Genomic DNA, 15,125 nt, shown 5'->3' with positions numbered 1-15,125 from the left:
ACCCGCTCCAGCAGCGCCTTCGCCGCCGCCTGTTCGGCCTGCCGTTTCGAGCCGGCCTCGGCGCGGGCGGTGCTCCCGTCCGCCAGCCGGGCCTCGATGGTGAAGCGGGGCGCGTGGTCCGGCCCCTCGCGCGCGACCTCGACGTAGGCGGGGGGCGGCATGGCGCGGGCCTGCGCCCATTCCTGCAGCGCGGTCTTGGCATCCCGCGCGTCGGCATCGACCCGGCCGATACGATCGCCCCAGAGCCGCAGCACCAGGTCGCGCGCGGCATCGTGGCCCGCGTCGAGGTAGACCGCCGCGATCACCGCCTCCATCGCGTCGCCCAGCAGCGCCAGCTTGCGCCGCCCGCCGGATATCATCTCCGACCGGCCCAGGCGCAGCACCTCGCCCAGCCCCGCGGCGCGCGCCACTTCGGCGCAGGTCTCCTTGCGCACCAGCGCATTGAAGCGGGGGGCCAGTTGCCCCTCGGTGGCCTGCGGATCGGCGGCCAGCAGCGCCTCTGCCATCACCAGGCCCAGCACCCGGTCGCCCAGGAACTCGAGCCGCTGGTTGTCCTCGCGGCCGGGGCTGGCGAAGGAGCCGTGCGTCACCGCTTGCACGAGCAGGGCGGGGCGGGCGAAGCGGTGCCCGATCCGCCCCTCGAAGGCGCGCAGCTCGGCCGACAGCTTCACTCGATCTTCTCGAAGAAGCGGTCGCCGCGCCAGGTCCAGAAGAACAGCATCGAGCGGCCGGCGGAAGAGAACATCACCCGGTCGGCGCGGCCGATCAGGTCGGCATAGGGCACCATGCCCACGCCGCCCACCTGCTGCGGCACGCGGCTGTCGGAGGAGTTGTCGCGGTTGTCGCCCATCATGAAGTAATGCCCCTCGGGCACCGTGTAGACCGGCGTGTCGTCAGAGGCCTGCCGCCCGATGTCGAGGATCGAATGGGAGGTGCCGTTCGGCAAAGTCTCGATGAACTTTTCCTTCTCGCAGACCGCGCCATTGCCCACGGGCGCGTTGGAACAGCGCGGGCGCGTGCCCTGCGGTCCCTGCGGCGCCATGATCTCTTCGAAGGTGCCGTCGGGCGTGACCTCGACCGGCGTGCCGTTGAGCACCAGCCGCCCCTCGCGCATCTGCACCCGGTCGCCCGGCAGGCCCACGATCCGCTTGATGAAGTCGCGCCCCGTCACGGGGTGGCGAAAGACCGCCACGTCGCCGCGCTGCGGCTCTCCGCCGAAAAGCCGGCCCTCGCCGCGCTGCAACCAGCCGCAGAGATCCTCTGCGTCGATGTCGAGCCCCACGGCCGGGATGCGGACGGACGGGCAGGAGGCATAGGAATAGCCGTAGGACATCTTGTTGACGAAGAGGAAATCGCCGATCAGCAGCGTGTCCTTCATCGAGCCCGAGGGAATCCAGAACGGCTGAAAGAACAGCGTGCGAAACACGCCCGCGATCAGCAGCGCGTAGACGATCGTCTTCAGCGTCTCGACGATCGAGCCGCCCCAGCTCTTTTCCTCGGCCATGCCTGCGTTCCCCGCCCCTGCGTGATCGCAGGCTTCATGGGCGCGGGGGCGGGAGGTGTCAAGCGACGGGCCGGGCGCGATCAGGCCCCCGTGGACAGGGGCCGCGCCTCGATCACCACGAAGGCCTGCGCCCAGGGGTGATCGTCGGTCAGCGTGACGTGGATCACCGCCTCGTGCCCCTCGGGCGTGAGTTCGGCCAGCCGGCGCGCGGCCCAGCCGGTCACATGCATCACCGGCTGCCCGGTGGTCATGTTCGTCACATGCATGTCGCGCCAGGCGATGCCCATGCGCAGCCCCGTGCCCAGCGCCTTGGAGCACGCCTCCTTCGCCGCCCAGCGCTTGGCGTAGGTGCCCGCCGTGTCGCGGCGACGCTCGGCCTTCTTCTGCTCGGTCTCGGTAAACACCCGGTTGCGGAAGCGGTCGCCGAACCGCGCCAGCGTGCGCTCGATGCGCTCGATGTTGGCCAGGTCCGTACCGATACCGAGGATCATGAAGGGATCTGGGGGCCCATGTGCGCGCCTCTTGCTCTGGATGAGCACTATCGCAGACTCCCTCGGCTCTACAAGGCGACGCGTAAAGCGGCCGTCGCATCATGCGGCGGCCGCGGCGGGTTTGCGCTGTCCGGTGCCGTGGTGTTGGGCGCGCTCAGCCTTGGCGCAGGAAAGTCATCGGACTGGTGAAATCTCCCAGCCGCCATTGCCCGACAAGCCGCTCCGCGCTCGCCTCACGGATGGTGAGGCGGCCCCGGTCCACCAGCAGCGTGTCGCCGCGCAGCTCCAGGTTCTCGTTGACGTAGGGGGTGCCGCCATCGGTGTTGTTCGTCCAACGAACGGGGGTTCCGTTCTGGACCACGAGGGTCGTATTGCCATCCTCCGTCACCCATGTCCCATCCGTGAGGCTGAGCGCGGCGGCCTCCTCTGTGTCTGCGGCAGACGCGCCCATCGACGTCTCCACCGGAGCGGTTTCGCAAGCAGCGAGAAGAGCTGCCCCACCAAGGGCGGCGCCAATTCGGATGCTCAGGACTTTCGGCATGTGCGGCCTCCTCGGGGATGTCCCCTTTGTATTCGTAGTAGTAACTTTACCTAACGGAAAGTCAGCATGGATATCGAAAAAGATCAACGATGGATTGTCGAAATTGGGCGTGCTGCGCCCCTCACCCCGCAAACAGCGGAAAGCTCACGCCAAGCGCCCAGGCGAGGATGAGCCCCAGGGCGAGGCCGGGGCCGCTGGCGCCGCCCGACCGCGCGGCCCAGCGGCCCATCAGGCCGTAGAGCAGGTAGAACAGCAGGATCACCGGCGCGATCAGCAGCAGGAAGAACAGCCCCTCGAAGTCGAGCGCCAGGGCGATGCCGAGGGAGCCGAAGAAGGCCGCGCGCGCCGCGATCCGCTGCCAGAGCGGCGCCTGTCCGCCCATGGTGATCAGCGCGTCGGCCAGCATGAAGGGCACCGCGCCGATGGCGAGCGCAAGGATGATCCAGCCGCGCTCGGCCGTGGGCCAGAAATTCGCGCCGTAGCGGTCTAGCAAAAAGCCGAAAAGCATGAGCCCCCACAGGATCAGCGCCCCGCCCGCAAGCGGCGAGACGCGGCCCAGAGGCACGCCGAAGCGCCACAGGAGCGCCAGTTGCAGCGCACCATAGACAGCCAGGTGCAGGGCAAGGTAGTCGGCCACGAGCACCGGCAGGAAACCCACGTCGAGCGGCACGGCGATCAGTGGCGCGACCACGGCGGGCACGAGCGCCGCCACGGCGAAACGCCGCCCCGGGAGCGGTTCCCGCTCCACCCGCCGCTCGGGCAGCAGGAACGACAAGGGCCAGGCCAGCGCCACCACCGCCACGAAGAGCACCAGGAACCACGGCCCCGTGCGCGGGACGGAGATGCCGCCCTCGCGCCCATAGGCATCGTTCAGCCAGGCCACCGCCTCTTCCCGCCCCGGCTTCGAATACAGCACCGCGACATGTTCCGCGAGAGGCGCCACCACCGCGCGGCGGACGACATCGCCGGCGCGCGCGGTTTCGCCCTCGTCCGCCTGCGGGTAGACCATGCGCAGCGCGCGCAGCGCGAAGTCGCGCAGCCCCGGCTCCCATTCCCCCGTGATCATCAGCAGCCGCTCGGGCGCCTCGGATGTCACCGCCTGACTGAAGGGCGAGATCGCGACCACCGGGCCGATGCCGTCGTCGGCAAGCGCGGCGCGGATGATGATGTCGGTCGCCATCGAGTGGCCCAGAACCGCGACCTCGCCCTCCCGCGCCTCGCGCGCGCGGCCCGCCTCGACCACCGACAGCGTCTGGTCGATCAGCAGCTGCGTGGTGCCGTCGATGCTGTCCACGTCGCCCGACATCGGCACGGGGTTGCGCCCGTGCCCCTCGAAGTCGAAGGCCCAGGCGACATAGCCGGCCTGCGCCAGCGACAGGGAATAGGCCTGCATCATCTGGCGCGAGCCTGCAAAGCCGTGCGCCACCACGACGAGCGAACCGTCGGCGCCGGGTTCGGCGTAGCGGGTCACCGGCGTCTCGCCCACCCGGAAGCTGTCGATCTCGACGCCGGATCGCGCGGATTCGAGCTGCCAGAGCGCCAGCAGCGCGGCGAGCGCCGCGATCAGGGCGACGGCCCAGCGGCGCAGCAGGATCGGCGCGGGGGTGGTGGGCGCGGGACCGTCCATCTCAGGCCCCGGCGCGCGCGGCGTCCATGAGGCGCCGCATCTCGTGAATCGCGGGGCCGAGGCCGCGGAAGATCGCCTCGCCGATCAGGAAATGCCCGATGTTCAGTTCGCGCACCTCCGGCAGCGCGGCGATTGGCCCGACACTGTCGTAGGTCAACCCGTGGCCCGCGTGCACCTCGAGCCCCAGTTCATGCGCGAAGGCGGCCATCTCGGTCAGCCGCGCCAGTTCCGCGTCGCGCTCCTTGTCCCGGCCCTCGGAATGGGCGTCGCAATAGGCGCCGGTGTGCAGCTCGATGACCTCGGCGCCGATGCGGTGGGCGGCCTCGATCTGGCGGCGGTCGGCGGCGATGAAGATCGACACGCGGCAGCCCGCCTCGCGCAGCGGCGCGATGAACTGCGCCAGCCTGTTCTCGTCCTGCGCCACCTCGAGCCCGCCCTCGGTGGTCCGCTCCTCGCGCTTTTCCGGCACGATGCAGACGGCGTGGGGCCTGTGGCGCAGCGCGATCTGCTGCATCTCCGCCGTCGCCGCCATCTCGAAGTTGAGCGGCACGGTGAGGATCCCGGTCAGCCCCTCGATGTCGGCGTCCGAGATGTGGCGCCGGTCCTCGCGCAGATGCGCGGTGATACCGTCGGCGCCCGCCTCCTCGGCCAGCGTGGCCGCGCGCAGCGGATCGGGATACGCACCGCCGCGGGCGTTGCGGACGGTTGCGACATGGTCGATGTTCACGCCGAGGCGCAGATGCGGGTGGGCCATGCGGTGCGTCCTTTTTGCCGGTGCACGCGAAGCACTTACTCCCTCCTGCCGCCGGCGTCAGCCCCGGCCGCGTGGTGCGCGCGTATCTTCTGCAGCTTCTCTTCGATCTTCTGCCGGATTTTGGCCGCCCGCCGCTTCTGATAGGCGCGGATCACCGGCACGATGAGGATGTAACTCGCCGTCGCGGCCACGGCGCCCGGCAGCAGGCCACCCACGGTATAGGGCACCATCACCTCGTTCCAGAATACGGCGAGCGACTGCCAGTCCCGCGGATCCCCGTCCAGGACAGCCTGCAGGTTCCGGTTCAGGTCCGCACCGGCGCGGGCGAACTTCGTCCACAGAGACTCGTCGACGCCGGCCTCGGCTTCGGTGCCCAGCAGGAAATGCCCGGTCTTGAGCGAAATGACGGCGATCGGAAGGAAGGTCAGCGGATTGCCGAAGAACGTCGCCAGCAGCGCGGCGACGACCTTGCCCCGAATCGCCCAGGCGAGGAACGCCGACATCAGGAAGTGCAGCCCGAAGAAGGGCGTGAAGGTCACGAAGACGCCGGCCCAGATGCCGCGCCCGATCCGCTCGGGCGAGCCGGGCAGCCGGTTGAGGCGATAGTGCACATAGAGAAAGGCACGCCGCCATCCGCCCCGGGGCCAGAGCGCCTCGGCCATGATACGCCACCACTGGCGCCGGTCGCGGCGTTTGAAGACCAAGGGTGCGGGCTCCCTTCAGCTGGCGCGCGCCTCCGGCGGACCGGCGGCCGAGGGGTCGCGGAAGCGGTCCACCGCCGCCACGTCGCTCTCGGCCTCCAGCGCCGACACCACCGAATGAAGATGCTCGGCGTCGCGCAGGTCGACGTCGATCAACAAACGGTAGAAGTCCGGCTTTCGGTCCACGAACTCGAGGTCGGAGATATTGGCCTTCTGCTCGCCGATCAATGTGCAAATGCGCCCCAGCACGCCCGCGTCGTTGCCGATGGTGAGATCGAGGCTGACGGTATAGACTGGCGGATGCGCGCCGGTGGACCAGTGCAGGTCCACCCAGCGGGCCGGCTGATCCTCGAAGGCGGCGAGCGCCTCGCAGTCGATGCCATGCACCTGCACGCCGCGCCCGCGCCAGGTGATGCCGACGATGCGCTCGCCGGGCAACGGCTGACAGCAGGGCGCGCGCTCGAAGCTCTGCCCGGGCGCCAGGCCGATGACGGCGCGGCGGCTGTCGATCTCTTCGGCAGCCTTCGGCGCAAGATCGGGATAGACCGCCTGAACCACCTCGCGCGCGGTCAGTTCCGCCGAACCCATGCGCGCGAGCACATCGTCTCGCCCGGGCAGGCGCAGCTTCTTCGCGGCGGTGTCCAGCGTCTTGTCGGTGGCCTTCTTGCCGACGTTCTCGAAGGCCGCGCGCGCAAGCTCGCGGCCAAGCCGGATGAAGCGCGCGCGATCCTGTTCGCGCAAGCTGCGCCGGATCGCCGCCTTGGCCTTGCCGGTGATCGCGATGTCGAGCCAGGTGGGCTGCGGCACCTGCCCCTCCGCAGTGATGATCTCGACCGACTGGCCGTTGCGGATGCGCGTCCAGAGCGGCACCCGCAGCCCGTCGATCTTGGCGCCCACGCAGCCCGAGCCGATCCGGGTATGGATCGCGAAAGCGAAATCGATGGGCGTGGCGCCGCGCGGCAGCTTCACCACGTCGCCCTTCGGCGTGAAGCAGAAGACCTGGTCGGAATACATCTCGAGCTTGACGGCCTCGAGGAAGCTCTCGTGATCCTCCTCGCTGTCGAACTGCTCGGTCAGTTGCGCGATCCATTTGGTGGGATCGACGGCGAAGGGATTCTCGGCGCGCACGCCATCGCGGTAGGACCAGTGCGCGGCGACACCCGTCTCGGCCACCTCGTGCATCGCCCGGGTGCGGATCTGCACCTCGACGCGCTTGCCGTCCCGGCCCGAGACGGTGGTGTGAATGCTGCGGTAACCGTTCGACTTGGGCTGGCTGATGTAGTCCTTGAACCGGCCGGGCACCGCGCGCCAGCGCTGATGGATCGCGCCCAGCGCGCGGTAGCAGTCCATCTCGGAAGTGGTGATCACGCGGAAGCCGTAGATGTCCGAAAGGCGCGAGAACCCCAGCTGCTTGTCCTGCATCTTGCGCCAGATCGAATAGGGCTTCTTGGCGCGGCCGAAGACCTCTGCCTCCACCCCCGCCTTGCCCAGTTCCACGCGCATGTCGCCGGTGATGCGCGGGATGACGTCCCCCGCCTCCTTCTGCAGGGTGATGAACCGGCGCATGATGCTGGCGCGGCCCTCGGGATTGAGCACGCGAAATGCCAGGTCCTCGAGTTCCTCGCGCATCCACTGCATCCCCATGCGGCCGGCGAGCGGCGCATAGATCTCCATCGTCTCGCGCGCCTTCCTGCCCTGCTTCTCGGGGCGCATCGCCTTGATGGTGCGCATGTTGTGAAGCCGGTCCGCGAGCTTGACGAGGATCACGCGCACGTCCTTCGACATGGCGATGAACAGCTTGCGGAAGTTCTCGGCCTGCTGGGTCTCGGTCGAGGAAAGCTGCAGCTTGGTCAGCTTGGTGACCCCGTCCACCAGCATCGCGATCTCTTCGCCGAAGCGGCGCTCGATCTCGGCATAGGTGGACTTGGTGTCCTCGATCGTGTCGTGCAGCAGGGCCGTGACGATGGTCGCGTCGTCAAGCTGCTGCGCGGCCAGGATTTCGGCCACCGCGACGGGATGGGTGAAATAGGGCTCGCCGGAATGGCGGAACTGGCCTTCGTGCATGGCGCGGCCATACTCGAACGCCTCGGCGATCAGCCGGCCGTTGGAGCGCGGGTTGTAGCGGCGAACCAGCGCGACGAGCTCGTCTGCGCCGAGAGCTTCCGCCGCCAGCACCGTCATCGGGGACAGGGACGTCCGCGCGCCCTCACCGCTCTCCCTGTGCCTCCATCAACTGGCGCAGGAGCGTTTCGTCCGGCATCTCGTCCTCGGACGGGCGGTCCGGCTCGCCGCCGCCCATCAGCAGCGCCATCGAGTCGTCCTCGGGCTCGTCCACCTCGATCTGGGACTGGTTCGATTCGATCAGCCGTTCGCGCAGGTCGTTGGCCTGCTGCGTCTCTTCAGCGATCTCCCGCAACGCGACGACAGGGTTCTTGTCGTTGTCGCGGTCCACCGTCAGCGGACTACCGGACGAGATCTCGCGGGCGCGATGCGCGGCGAGCATCACCAGCTCGAAACGGTTGGGAACCTTGTCGACGCAGTCTTCGACGGTAACGCGGGCCATTGGGCACTCCAGTCCTGCAAACGCGGGTGAGCGGAAAGCCAGTGATTTATAGCGTCCCGACGGAATGCGCAAGTATCGGATCACATCGGCGCGAGCCCCGCACGCGCCGGCGCGGCAAGCGCCTCGACCATCATGGCGACGGAGCGACCGAGCACCGGGTGACGCCAGTCCGGCGCAACCTCCGCCAGCGGGACCAGGACAAAGGCGCGCTCATGCATCCGCGGATGCGGCAGGATCAGCCGCTCCGGCGCCTCGCGGCCCTGCCGGTCGGCCGGCAGCTTGGCCCAGGCCTCGAAGGTCGCGCGGTCTGGCAGGACCCGCTCTCCCACCCCGAGCAGATCGAGGTCCAGCGTGCGTGGCCCCCACCGGTCGCGCCGGACGCGCCCGAACTCCGCCTCCACCGCGTGCAGGATCGACAGAAGCTCTTCCGGCCGCCCGCTCCAGCTCAGGGCCGCGGCGGCATTGACGAAATCGGGTCCGGACCCGGCAGGCACCGCCGGCGTGCGCCACATGCGACTGGCGCGGATATCGGCGCCAGTCTCCTCGTCCAGCCGCGCAAGCGCCTGACGCAACGTTTCCACTGGCATGGAACGCCCGAACGGAGCATTTGCGCCGAGCGCGACAAGTGCGGTGGCCGCGGACGCACCAAAGCCCGCTCCGGGCGCCTCTGCCTGCTCTTGTGCCACTCCGAAAAGCTCCTATCTTCGACAGAATTGGCTGCCGATCGGGGGGGCTTCCACTCGGCCCGGGAAACCGCGGCTGCCACTCCGACGAAAAGGGCATTTTGCAATGTTTTACAAGGACGAACGGCTTGCGCTGTTCATCGACGGGGCGAACCTGTATGCGACGGCCAAGTCGCTTGGCTTCGACATCGACTACAAGCTGCTGCGCCAGGAATTCATGCGGCGCGGGAAGCTGCTGCGCGCCTTCTACTATACCGCGCTGATCGAAAGCGAGGAATACTCGCCGATCCGCCCGCTGGTGGACTGGCTGCACTACAACGGCTTCACGATGGTCACGAAACCGGCCAAGGAATACACCGACAGCCAGGGCCGGCGGAAGGTCAAGGGCAACATGGACATCGAGCTTGCGGTTGATGCCATGGAGCTTGCGCCGCGCATGGACCACATGGTGCTGTTCTCCGGCGACGGCGACTTCAAGCCACTGGTGGAGAGCATCCAGCGGCAGGGCGTGCGCGTCTCGATCGTCTCGACGATCCGAAGCCAGCCGCCGATGATCGCGGACGAGTTGCGCCGCCAGGCCGACAACTTCATCGATCTTGACGACCTCAAGGATGTCATCGGCCGCCCGCCCCGCGAACAGCAGGGCGAGCGCGACCTGCGGGCAGCGCACGCGGACGAGTAGCGCCGGCGCGGCCCTGTGGCCCATGACCTGGAGCGATGCCGCAGAACTCACCGGGCTCTTCGTGGCGGCCTTCGGCGCCGCAACCGTGCTGCCGTTCCAGTCGGAATTCGTCTTTGCCGGGTTGCAGATCGCGGGCGCGGCGCCGGTCGCCACGCTGATCGTGGTGGCGTCGGTCGGGAATACGCTGGGCGCCGTGGTCAACTACATCCTCGGCCGCGGGGGTGCGCAGCTTGCGAGCAGACGGTGGTTCCCGGCGAGCGAGACGCAGATGGCGCGCGCAGAGCGCCTTTATGCGCGTTGGGGCGTCTGGACGCTGCTGCTGAGCTGGGCGCCCTTCGGCGATGCCTTTACCGTGATCGCCGGGCTGATGCGCACGCCCTTCGGGCTCTTTCTCCTGCTGGTCGCCGTGGCCAAGACCGGTCGCTACGCCGTTCTCGCCTGGGGCACGGCGGCGGCGATTGGCGCCTGACCCTCCATTGCGCGCGCAGCGCGCGACATCACGGCTCACCGCATCGCGACCCTCGACGATGCGGGCCGGCCTGCGCTCTTGATGCAGCCGAGAAGATCCAGGATCTCCCGCCCGGGCAACAGTGCGCCGGATCCCGGCATGTTCGGGCGGTCGCCGCTGCCGGCCACAGCTTCGCCCCCGCGTCACGATGTCGATCGGAAGGGAGTCGGAGCGATGCCAGGTGTGGCCTGTTTCATAATGGGGCGGAGCGGGCAGAACGCCGCCGGGCCCCGGGCTTCGCCGGTCCGCCTTGCCCCGGAGGCGCCGCGCCGTGGCAGCCGGCGCAGTCGTCCCTGCGGATGCTCTCGCCACGGCCCGGCAGGGGGCGGGGTCGGGGTGGGGCAGATGCCGCTCTGCGGCCAGCGGCTGGTCGAGCGCGGGCCCCGGAAGCGTCACTCCGAGGGCCGGCATCGCCGCTTTCCGCGCACGAGACGGAAAAGGCGCGATGCGGCCGCGGCGGGCGATTCGCCTCCGCCTGCGCACCGATCCGCCGAAAAACCTTCTGACGAAGCTTTTTCTCTTGCCGGCGCGGCGCGCGGCCTGCGAATTTCCTGCCGAAAATTCGCAGGCGGCGTCGAGGTTCTGGACCGCGCGGCCATGGGCGATTAGGTCTGGACAAAGGACCGGAGGCCCGCATGACCAAGCCCGCCCTCACTCTCTACCTCGCTGCGCCGCGCGGCTTCTGCGCCGGCGTGGACCGCGCGATCCAGATCGTCGAGATGGCGCTCGGGAAATGGGGCTCGCCCGTCTACGTCCGACACGAGATCGTGCACAACGCCCATGTCGTGAACGAGCTGCGCGCGAAGGGCGCCGTCTTCGTCGAGGAACTCGACGAGTGCCCCGACGACCGGCCGGTGATCTTTTCCGCCCACGGGGTGCCCAAGGCGGTTCCTGCCGAGGCGGCGCGGCGCGAGATGCTCTTCGTGGACGCCACCTGTCCGCTGGTCAGCAAGGTGCATATCGAGGCCGAGCGGCATCACGCCAACGGGCTGCAGATGATCATGATCGGCCATGCCGGCCACCCCGAGACCGTGGGCACCATGGGCCAGTTGCCGGAGGGCGAGGTCCTGCTCGTCGAAACGGTCGAGGACGTGGCGCGGGTCGAGGTGCGCGATCCCGAAAAGCTCGCCTTCGTCACGCAGACCACGCTCTCGGTGGACGACACGGCAGGGATCGTCGCTGCGCTGAAGGCGCGCTTCCCGGCCATCGTGGGACCGCACAAGGAAGACATCTGTTATGCGACGACCAACCGTCAGGAGGCGGTGAAGGCCATGGCGCCGCACTGCGACGCGATGCTGGTGGTGGGGGCGCCGAACTCGTCGAACTCGAAGCGACTGGTCGAGGTCGGGCGCCGCGCGGGCTGTCCTTATGCGCAGTTGGTGCAGCGGGCAGCCGACATCGACTGGCGCGCGCTCGACGGCATCGGCAGCGTGGGAATCACGGCCGGCGCCTCTGCCCCCGAGGAGCTGGTGGACGAGGTGATCGAGGCCTTCCGCGCCCGGTACGAGGTGACGGTCGAACTGGTGGAAACCGCGAAGGAAAACGTCAACTTCAAGGTGCCGCGCGTGCTGCGCGAGCCCGCCGGAGTCTGATTCGGGCCGGCGTCCGCCGACATGCGGTTCAATCGGTCGCGCAGACTGCGCCGCACGTCCCCTTTCCTCCGCCGCGCGAGGCGTTAGAACCCGCACCATGCAGAGTCTCTCCGACGTGCCCCGCGCCCCGCTGCTCCTCGGCCTCGCCGGGCTCATTCCCTTCGTCTGGGGCGCCGCCACCGTGCTCGACCCTTCGCTGCAGGCCTGGGGCCTGCGCGCGCTCGGGCCGCGCTTCGTGGGGCCCTATGTCAGCCTCTTCTACGGCGCGGTGATCCTGTCGTTCATGTCGGGCGTGCTGTGGGGCTTCTCCACGAAGGCCGGCGGGCGGGTTGCCGCGACCGGTTATGCGCTGTCGGTAATCCCCGCGCTCTGGGCCTTCTTCACGACCGGGGGCGGTTCGGGCGCCGCGGCCATCAGCCTGATGGCGGGCTTCGCGGGGCTGCTGGGGCTCGACTGGCTGTTCGCGCGGCAGGGGCTCGCGCCAGCGTGGTGGATGCCCCTGCGGCTCCTGCTGACGGTGATCGTCGTGATCTGTCTTGGCGTGGTGGCGATCGCATGAGCCAGGACGGCGAGACGATGCGCGCCTACGCGAAGGCGGCAGATGACTATGCGCGCGGCTTCGCGCACAGCAGCAACACCGACCAGGAAGAAGACCATGCCGCCTTCGTGGCCCTGCTGCCGGCCGGCGGGCGCATTCTCGACCTCGGGTGCGGGCCCGGGCACTGGGCCGCGCGCTTCGCGGCAGAGGGGTTTTCGGTCGAGGCGACGGATGCATCGCGCGAGATGGCACGGCATGCTGCGGCCGCGTACGGGCTTGAGGTGGCCGTCGGCCCCTTCGAGGATCTGGTGGCCGAGGCGCGCTACGACGGCGTCTGGGCCAACTTCAGCCTGCTGCATGCACCGCGCAGGGCGTTTCCCGGCCACCTGCGCCGGATCCGCCGCGCCCTGCGCGCGCACGGCGCGCTGAGCCTTGGCATGAAACTCGGAGAGGGCGAGGGACGGGATTCGCTGGGCCGCTTCTATGCCTACTACAGCGAGGCGGAGCTGCGCGATGCGCTGGAACAGGCAGGCTTCACCGTGCTGAGGACACGGCGCGGAAACGGCCGCGGGCTGGCCGGTGCCGAGGAAACCTTCGTGGTGCTCACCGGCCGTGCCTGAACTCTACGCCTTCACGGACGGCGCCTGTTCGGGCAACCCCGGTCCGGGCGGCTGGGGCGTGCTGCTGCGGGCCGTGGACGGCGAGACCGTGCTGAAGGAGCGCGAGCTGAAGGGCGGCGAAGCCGCGACCACCAACAACCGCATGGAACTGATGGCCGCCATCGCCGCGCTCGAGGCGCTGGAACGCCCCTCAACCATCACCGTGGTGACCGACAGCGCCTATGTGAAGAATGGCGTGACCGGCTGGATCCACGGCTGGAAGAAAAACGGCTGGAAGACCGCGGCGAAGAAGCCCGTGAAGAATGCCGAACTGTGGCAGCGGCTCGACGCGGCTCAGGGCCGGCACGACGTGACCTGGGAATGGGTCAAGGGGCACGCAGGCCACCCCGAGAACGAGCGCGCCGATCAACTGGCGCGCGAGGGCATGGCGCCCTTCAAGGCGGGCTGACAGCGGGCGCCCCCGCCCCTATATCGGCGCCAGCCCAGAGGAGTCGCTGCCATGCCCGCCGTCAAGATCGCCCCCTCGATCCTCGCCGCCGATTTCGCGAATTTCGGCGCCGAATGCCGTGCCGCGGAGGCGCAGGGCGCGGACTGGATCCACGTCGACGTGATGGATGGGCATTTCGTGCCGAACATCACCTTCGGGCCTGCCATGTGCAAGGCGCTGCGCCCCCACATCACGACGGTCATGGACGTGCACCTCATGATCGCGCCGGTGGATCCTTACATCGAGGCCTTCGCCGACGCAGGCGCCGACATGCTGACCGCGCATGTCGAGGCCGGGCCGCATCTGCACCGAACGCTTCAGGCGATCCGCGCGGCAGGCGTTAAGCCCGGTGTCGCGCTCAACCCGGGCACGCCGGCCGAGGCGGTGGCGCCCGTGCTCGACATGGTGGACCTGATCTGCGTGATGACGGTGAACCCGGGCTTCGGCGGGCAGAAGTTCATCGAGAGCCAGGTTGCCAAGATCGCGCAGCTCAAGCGCATGATCGGCGACCGGCCCATTCACCTGGAGGTGGACGGTGGCGTGGACGCACAGACGGCGGGCCGCGTGGTCGAGGCGGGGGCAGACGTTCTTGTTGCAGGCTCGGCGGTCTTCCGTGGTGGGTCGGCATCCGCCCCCGCACCCTACGGCGAGAACATTCGCGCGATCCGTGCCGCGACCGAAGGTGTCTGGGCCTGAAGAAGAATTTTCGATCGAAAATTCTTCGGAAGCTTGCGTAAGTCGCGGAGCGATTTTTCGATCGAAAAATCGCCCGCTTAGGTGCCCTCGTTGAAATGGGCGTAGATGCGCTCCGCCAGCGCGTCCGAGATCCCTTCAACCGCCCTGAGGTCCGCCAGGTCGGCGCGGGTCACCGCCTTGGCCGATCCGAAATGCGCCAGCAGCGCGCGCTTGCGCGAGGCGCCAACACCGGCGATCTCGTCGAGCGGGTTCGCCGCCACGGCCTTGGCTCGCTTGGCGCGATGCGTGCCGATGGCGAAGCGGTGCGCCTCGTCGCGCAGCCGCTGCACGAAATAGAGAACCGGGTCGTCGTGCCGCAGGGCAAGGGGCCGTCGGCCGGGGCGGTGAAACTCTTCCTTGCCGGCATCGCGGTCGATGCCCTTGGCCACGCCCACAACCGGCAGGTCCGTGACCCCCATCTCGTTCAGGATGCCCTGCACCGCGCTCACCTGCCCGGCTCCGCCATCGATCAGCAGCAGATCGGGCCAGGCCGCCGACTGTCGGTCCGGATCTTCCTTCAGCAGCCGCTTGAGCCGGCGGGTGAGCACCTCCTTCATCATGCCGAAATCGTCGCCGGGGGTCAGCTCTTCGCCGCGGATGTTGAACTTGCGGTACTGGCTCTTCTCGAAGCCCTCGGGGCCGGCGACGATCATCGCGCCCACGGCGTTCGTGCCCATGATGTGCGAGTTGTCGTAGACCTCGATCCGGCGGGGCGGCGCGTCGAGGTCCAGCGCCTCTGCAAGCCCGCGCAAAAGCTTCGCCTGCGTCGCCGTCTCGGCCATCTTGCGGCCGAGGCTCTCGCGGGCGTTGCGCGCGGCGCTCTCCACCAGTTCGGCCTTCTCGCCGCGCTTCGGGACCGCAAGCTCGACCTTGCGGCCCAGCTTGCCGGTAAGCGCTTCCTGCATCAGGTCCGTGTTCTCGATCGGGTGCGACAGCAGGATCAGGCGCGGCGGCTCCTTGTTGTCGTAGAACTGGCCGAGGAAGGCCTCCATCGCCTCCGCCTCGGACACGTCCGGGCCGACGCGCGGATAGAAGTCGCGGTTGCCCCAGTTCTGGTTGGCGCGGATGAAGAAGACCTGCACGCAGGCCTGCCCGCCCT

At 68.9% G+C, this 15,125-nt stretch carries 18 protein-coding genes; 7 read left to right on the top strand and 11 right to left on the bottom strand.

The window, feature by feature from the left end; translation table 11 throughout:
* The 10 genes from rnc to folK form a co-directional block, all read right to left on the bottom strand.
* Positions 1 to 671, bottom strand: a 671-nt coding sequence (rnc, locus tag ACLFOB_RS10150; protein WP_410926006.1) for a ribonuclease III, incomplete at its 3' end; no start/stop codon positions are given.
* On the bottom strand, positions 668 to 1,504 hold the full coding sequence (gene lepB, locus ACLFOB_RS10145; protein WP_410926005.1) for a signal peptidase I: 837 nt from the start codon (positions 1,502 to 1,504) through the stop codon (positions 668 to 670). The genes lepB and rnc, both read right to left, overlap by 4 nt.
* Positions 1,505 to 1,584: 80 nt before the next feature.
* Positions 1,585 to 1,995, bottom strand: coding sequence for a holo-ACP synthase (gene acpS, locus ACLFOB_RS10140; protein ID WP_410917088.1), 411 nt, complete (start codon positions 1,993 to 1,995; stop codon positions 1,585 to 1,587).
* Positions 1,996 to 2,149: 154 nt separating this feature from the next.
* Positions 2,150 to 2,536, bottom strand: a complete 387-nt coding sequence (locus ACLFOB_RS10135) for a hypothetical protein (protein WP_410917086.1) — start codon at positions 2,534 to 2,536, stop codon at positions 2,150 to 2,152.
* A gap of 121 nt (positions 2,537 to 2,657) precedes the next feature.
* Positions 2,658 to 4,163 (bottom strand): alpha/beta hydrolase, encoded by a 1,506-nt coding sequence (locus ACLFOB_RS10130; RefSeq protein WP_410926004.1) that lies wholly within the window; start codon positions 4,161 to 4,163, stop codon positions 2,658 to 2,660.
* A gap of 1 nt (position 4,164) precedes the next feature.
* On the bottom strand, positions 4,165 to 4,917 hold the full coding sequence (locus ACLFOB_RS10125; RefSeq protein WP_410926003.1) for a pyridoxine 5'-phosphate synthase: 753 nt from the start codon (positions 4,915 to 4,917) through the stop codon (positions 4,165 to 4,167).
* Positions 4,918 to 4,952: 35 nt separating this feature from the next.
* Positions 4,953 to 5,621 carry a DUF2062 domain-containing protein gene (locus ACLFOB_RS10120; RefSeq protein WP_410916985.1) on the bottom strand — a complete coding sequence of 223 codons (669 nt, stop codon included), beginning with the start codon at positions 5,619 to 5,621 and terminating at the stop codon, positions 4,953 to 4,955.
* A 15-nt stretch (positions 5,622 to 5,636) separates the two neighbouring features.
* Positions 5,637 to 7,799 (bottom strand): RelA/SpoT family protein, encoded by a 2,163-nt coding sequence (locus ACLFOB_RS10115; RefSeq protein ID WP_410916984.1) that lies wholly within the window; start codon positions 7,797 to 7,799, stop codon positions 5,637 to 5,639.
* Positions 7,800 to 7,824: 25 nt separating this feature from the next.
* Entirely contained in the window at positions 7,825 to 8,181 is a 357-nt protein-coding gene (gene rpoZ / locus ACLFOB_RS10110) for a DNA-directed RNA polymerase subunit omega (protein WP_410916983.1), read from the bottom strand.
* A gap of 80 nt (positions 8,182 to 8,261) precedes the next feature.
* Positions 8,262 to 8,867, bottom strand: a complete 606-nt coding sequence (folK, locus tag ACLFOB_RS10105) for a 2-amino-4-hydroxy-6-hydroxymethyldihydropteridine diphosphokinase (protein ID WP_410916982.1) — start codon at positions 8,865 to 8,867, stop codon at positions 8,262 to 8,264.
* A 103-nt stretch (positions 8,868 to 8,970) separates the two neighbouring features.
* Here folK and ACLFOB_RS10100 point away from each other — a divergent pair, with 103 nt between their 5' ends.
* The 7 genes from ACLFOB_RS10100 to rpe all read left to right on the top strand — a co-directional run bounded on the left by ACLFOB_RS10100 (position 8,971) and on the right by rpe (position 13,987).
* The gene (locus ACLFOB_RS10100; RefSeq protein WP_410916981.1) at positions 8,971 to 9,546 is read left to right on the top strand and encodes an NYN domain-containing protein; all 576 of its coding nucleotides are present in this window, start codon (positions 8,971 to 8,973) and stop codon (positions 9,544 to 9,546) included.
* A 22-nt stretch (positions 9,547 to 9,568) separates the two neighbouring features.
* On the top strand, positions 9,569 to 10,015 hold the full coding sequence (locus tag ACLFOB_RS10095; RefSeq protein WP_410916980.1) for a YqaA family protein: 447 nt from the start codon (positions 9,569 to 9,571) through the stop codon (positions 10,013 to 10,015).
* Between the two features lie 674 nt (positions 10,016 to 10,689).
* Positions 10,690 to 11,646 carry a 4-hydroxy-3-methylbut-2-enyl diphosphate reductase gene (gene ispH / locus ACLFOB_RS10090; protein WP_410926002.1) on the top strand — a complete coding sequence of 319 codons (957 nt, stop codon included), beginning with the start codon at positions 10,690 to 10,692 and terminating at the stop codon, positions 11,644 to 11,646.
* Positions 11,647 to 11,743: 97 nt separating this feature from the next.
* The gene (locus ACLFOB_RS10085; protein WP_410916978.1) at positions 11,744 to 12,205 is read left to right on the top strand and encodes a DUF3429 domain-containing protein; all 462 of its coding nucleotides are present in this window, start codon (positions 11,744 to 11,746) and stop codon (positions 12,203 to 12,205) included.
* Positions 12,202 to 12,804 carry a class I SAM-dependent methyltransferase gene (locus ACLFOB_RS10080; protein ID WP_410926001.1) on the top strand — a complete coding sequence of 201 codons (603 nt, stop codon included), beginning with the start codon at positions 12,202 to 12,204 and terminating at the stop codon, positions 12,802 to 12,804. Before ACLFOB_RS10085 ends, ACLFOB_RS10080 begins: the two co-directional genes overlap by 4 nt.
* On the top strand, positions 12,797 to 13,252 hold the full coding sequence (gene rnhA, locus ACLFOB_RS10075; RefSeq protein ID WP_410926000.1) for a ribonuclease HI: 456 nt from the start codon (positions 12,797 to 12,799) through the stop codon (positions 13,250 to 13,252). The genes ACLFOB_RS10080 and rnhA overlap by 8 nt, the downstream gene beginning before the upstream one ends.
* A 51-nt stretch (positions 13,253 to 13,303) precedes the next feature.
* Complete coding sequence (rpe, locus tag ACLFOB_RS10070; protein ID WP_410925999.1) at positions 13,304 to 13,987, top strand: ribulose-phosphate 3-epimerase; 684 nt, start codon at positions 13,304 to 13,306, stop codon at positions 13,985 to 13,987.
* A 77-nt stretch (positions 13,988 to 14,064) separates the two neighbouring features.
* On the opposite strand, the gene ACLFOB_RS10065 is transcribed toward rpe, so the two are convergent.
* Positions 14,065 to 15,125: excinuclease ABC subunit UvrC (locus tag ACLFOB_RS10065; RefSeq protein ID WP_410925998.1), on the bottom strand; the 1,061-nt coding region annotated here is incomplete at its 5' end.

The organism is Rhodosalinus sp. (genome assembly GCF_046542825.1).
Classification (GTDB): Bacteria; Pseudomonadota; Alphaproteobacteria; order Rhodobacterales; family Rhodobacteraceae; genus Rhodosalinus.
The sequence above is the reverse complement of the archived record's forward strand: the minus strand, read 5'-3'. Positions and strand labels throughout refer to the sequence as shown.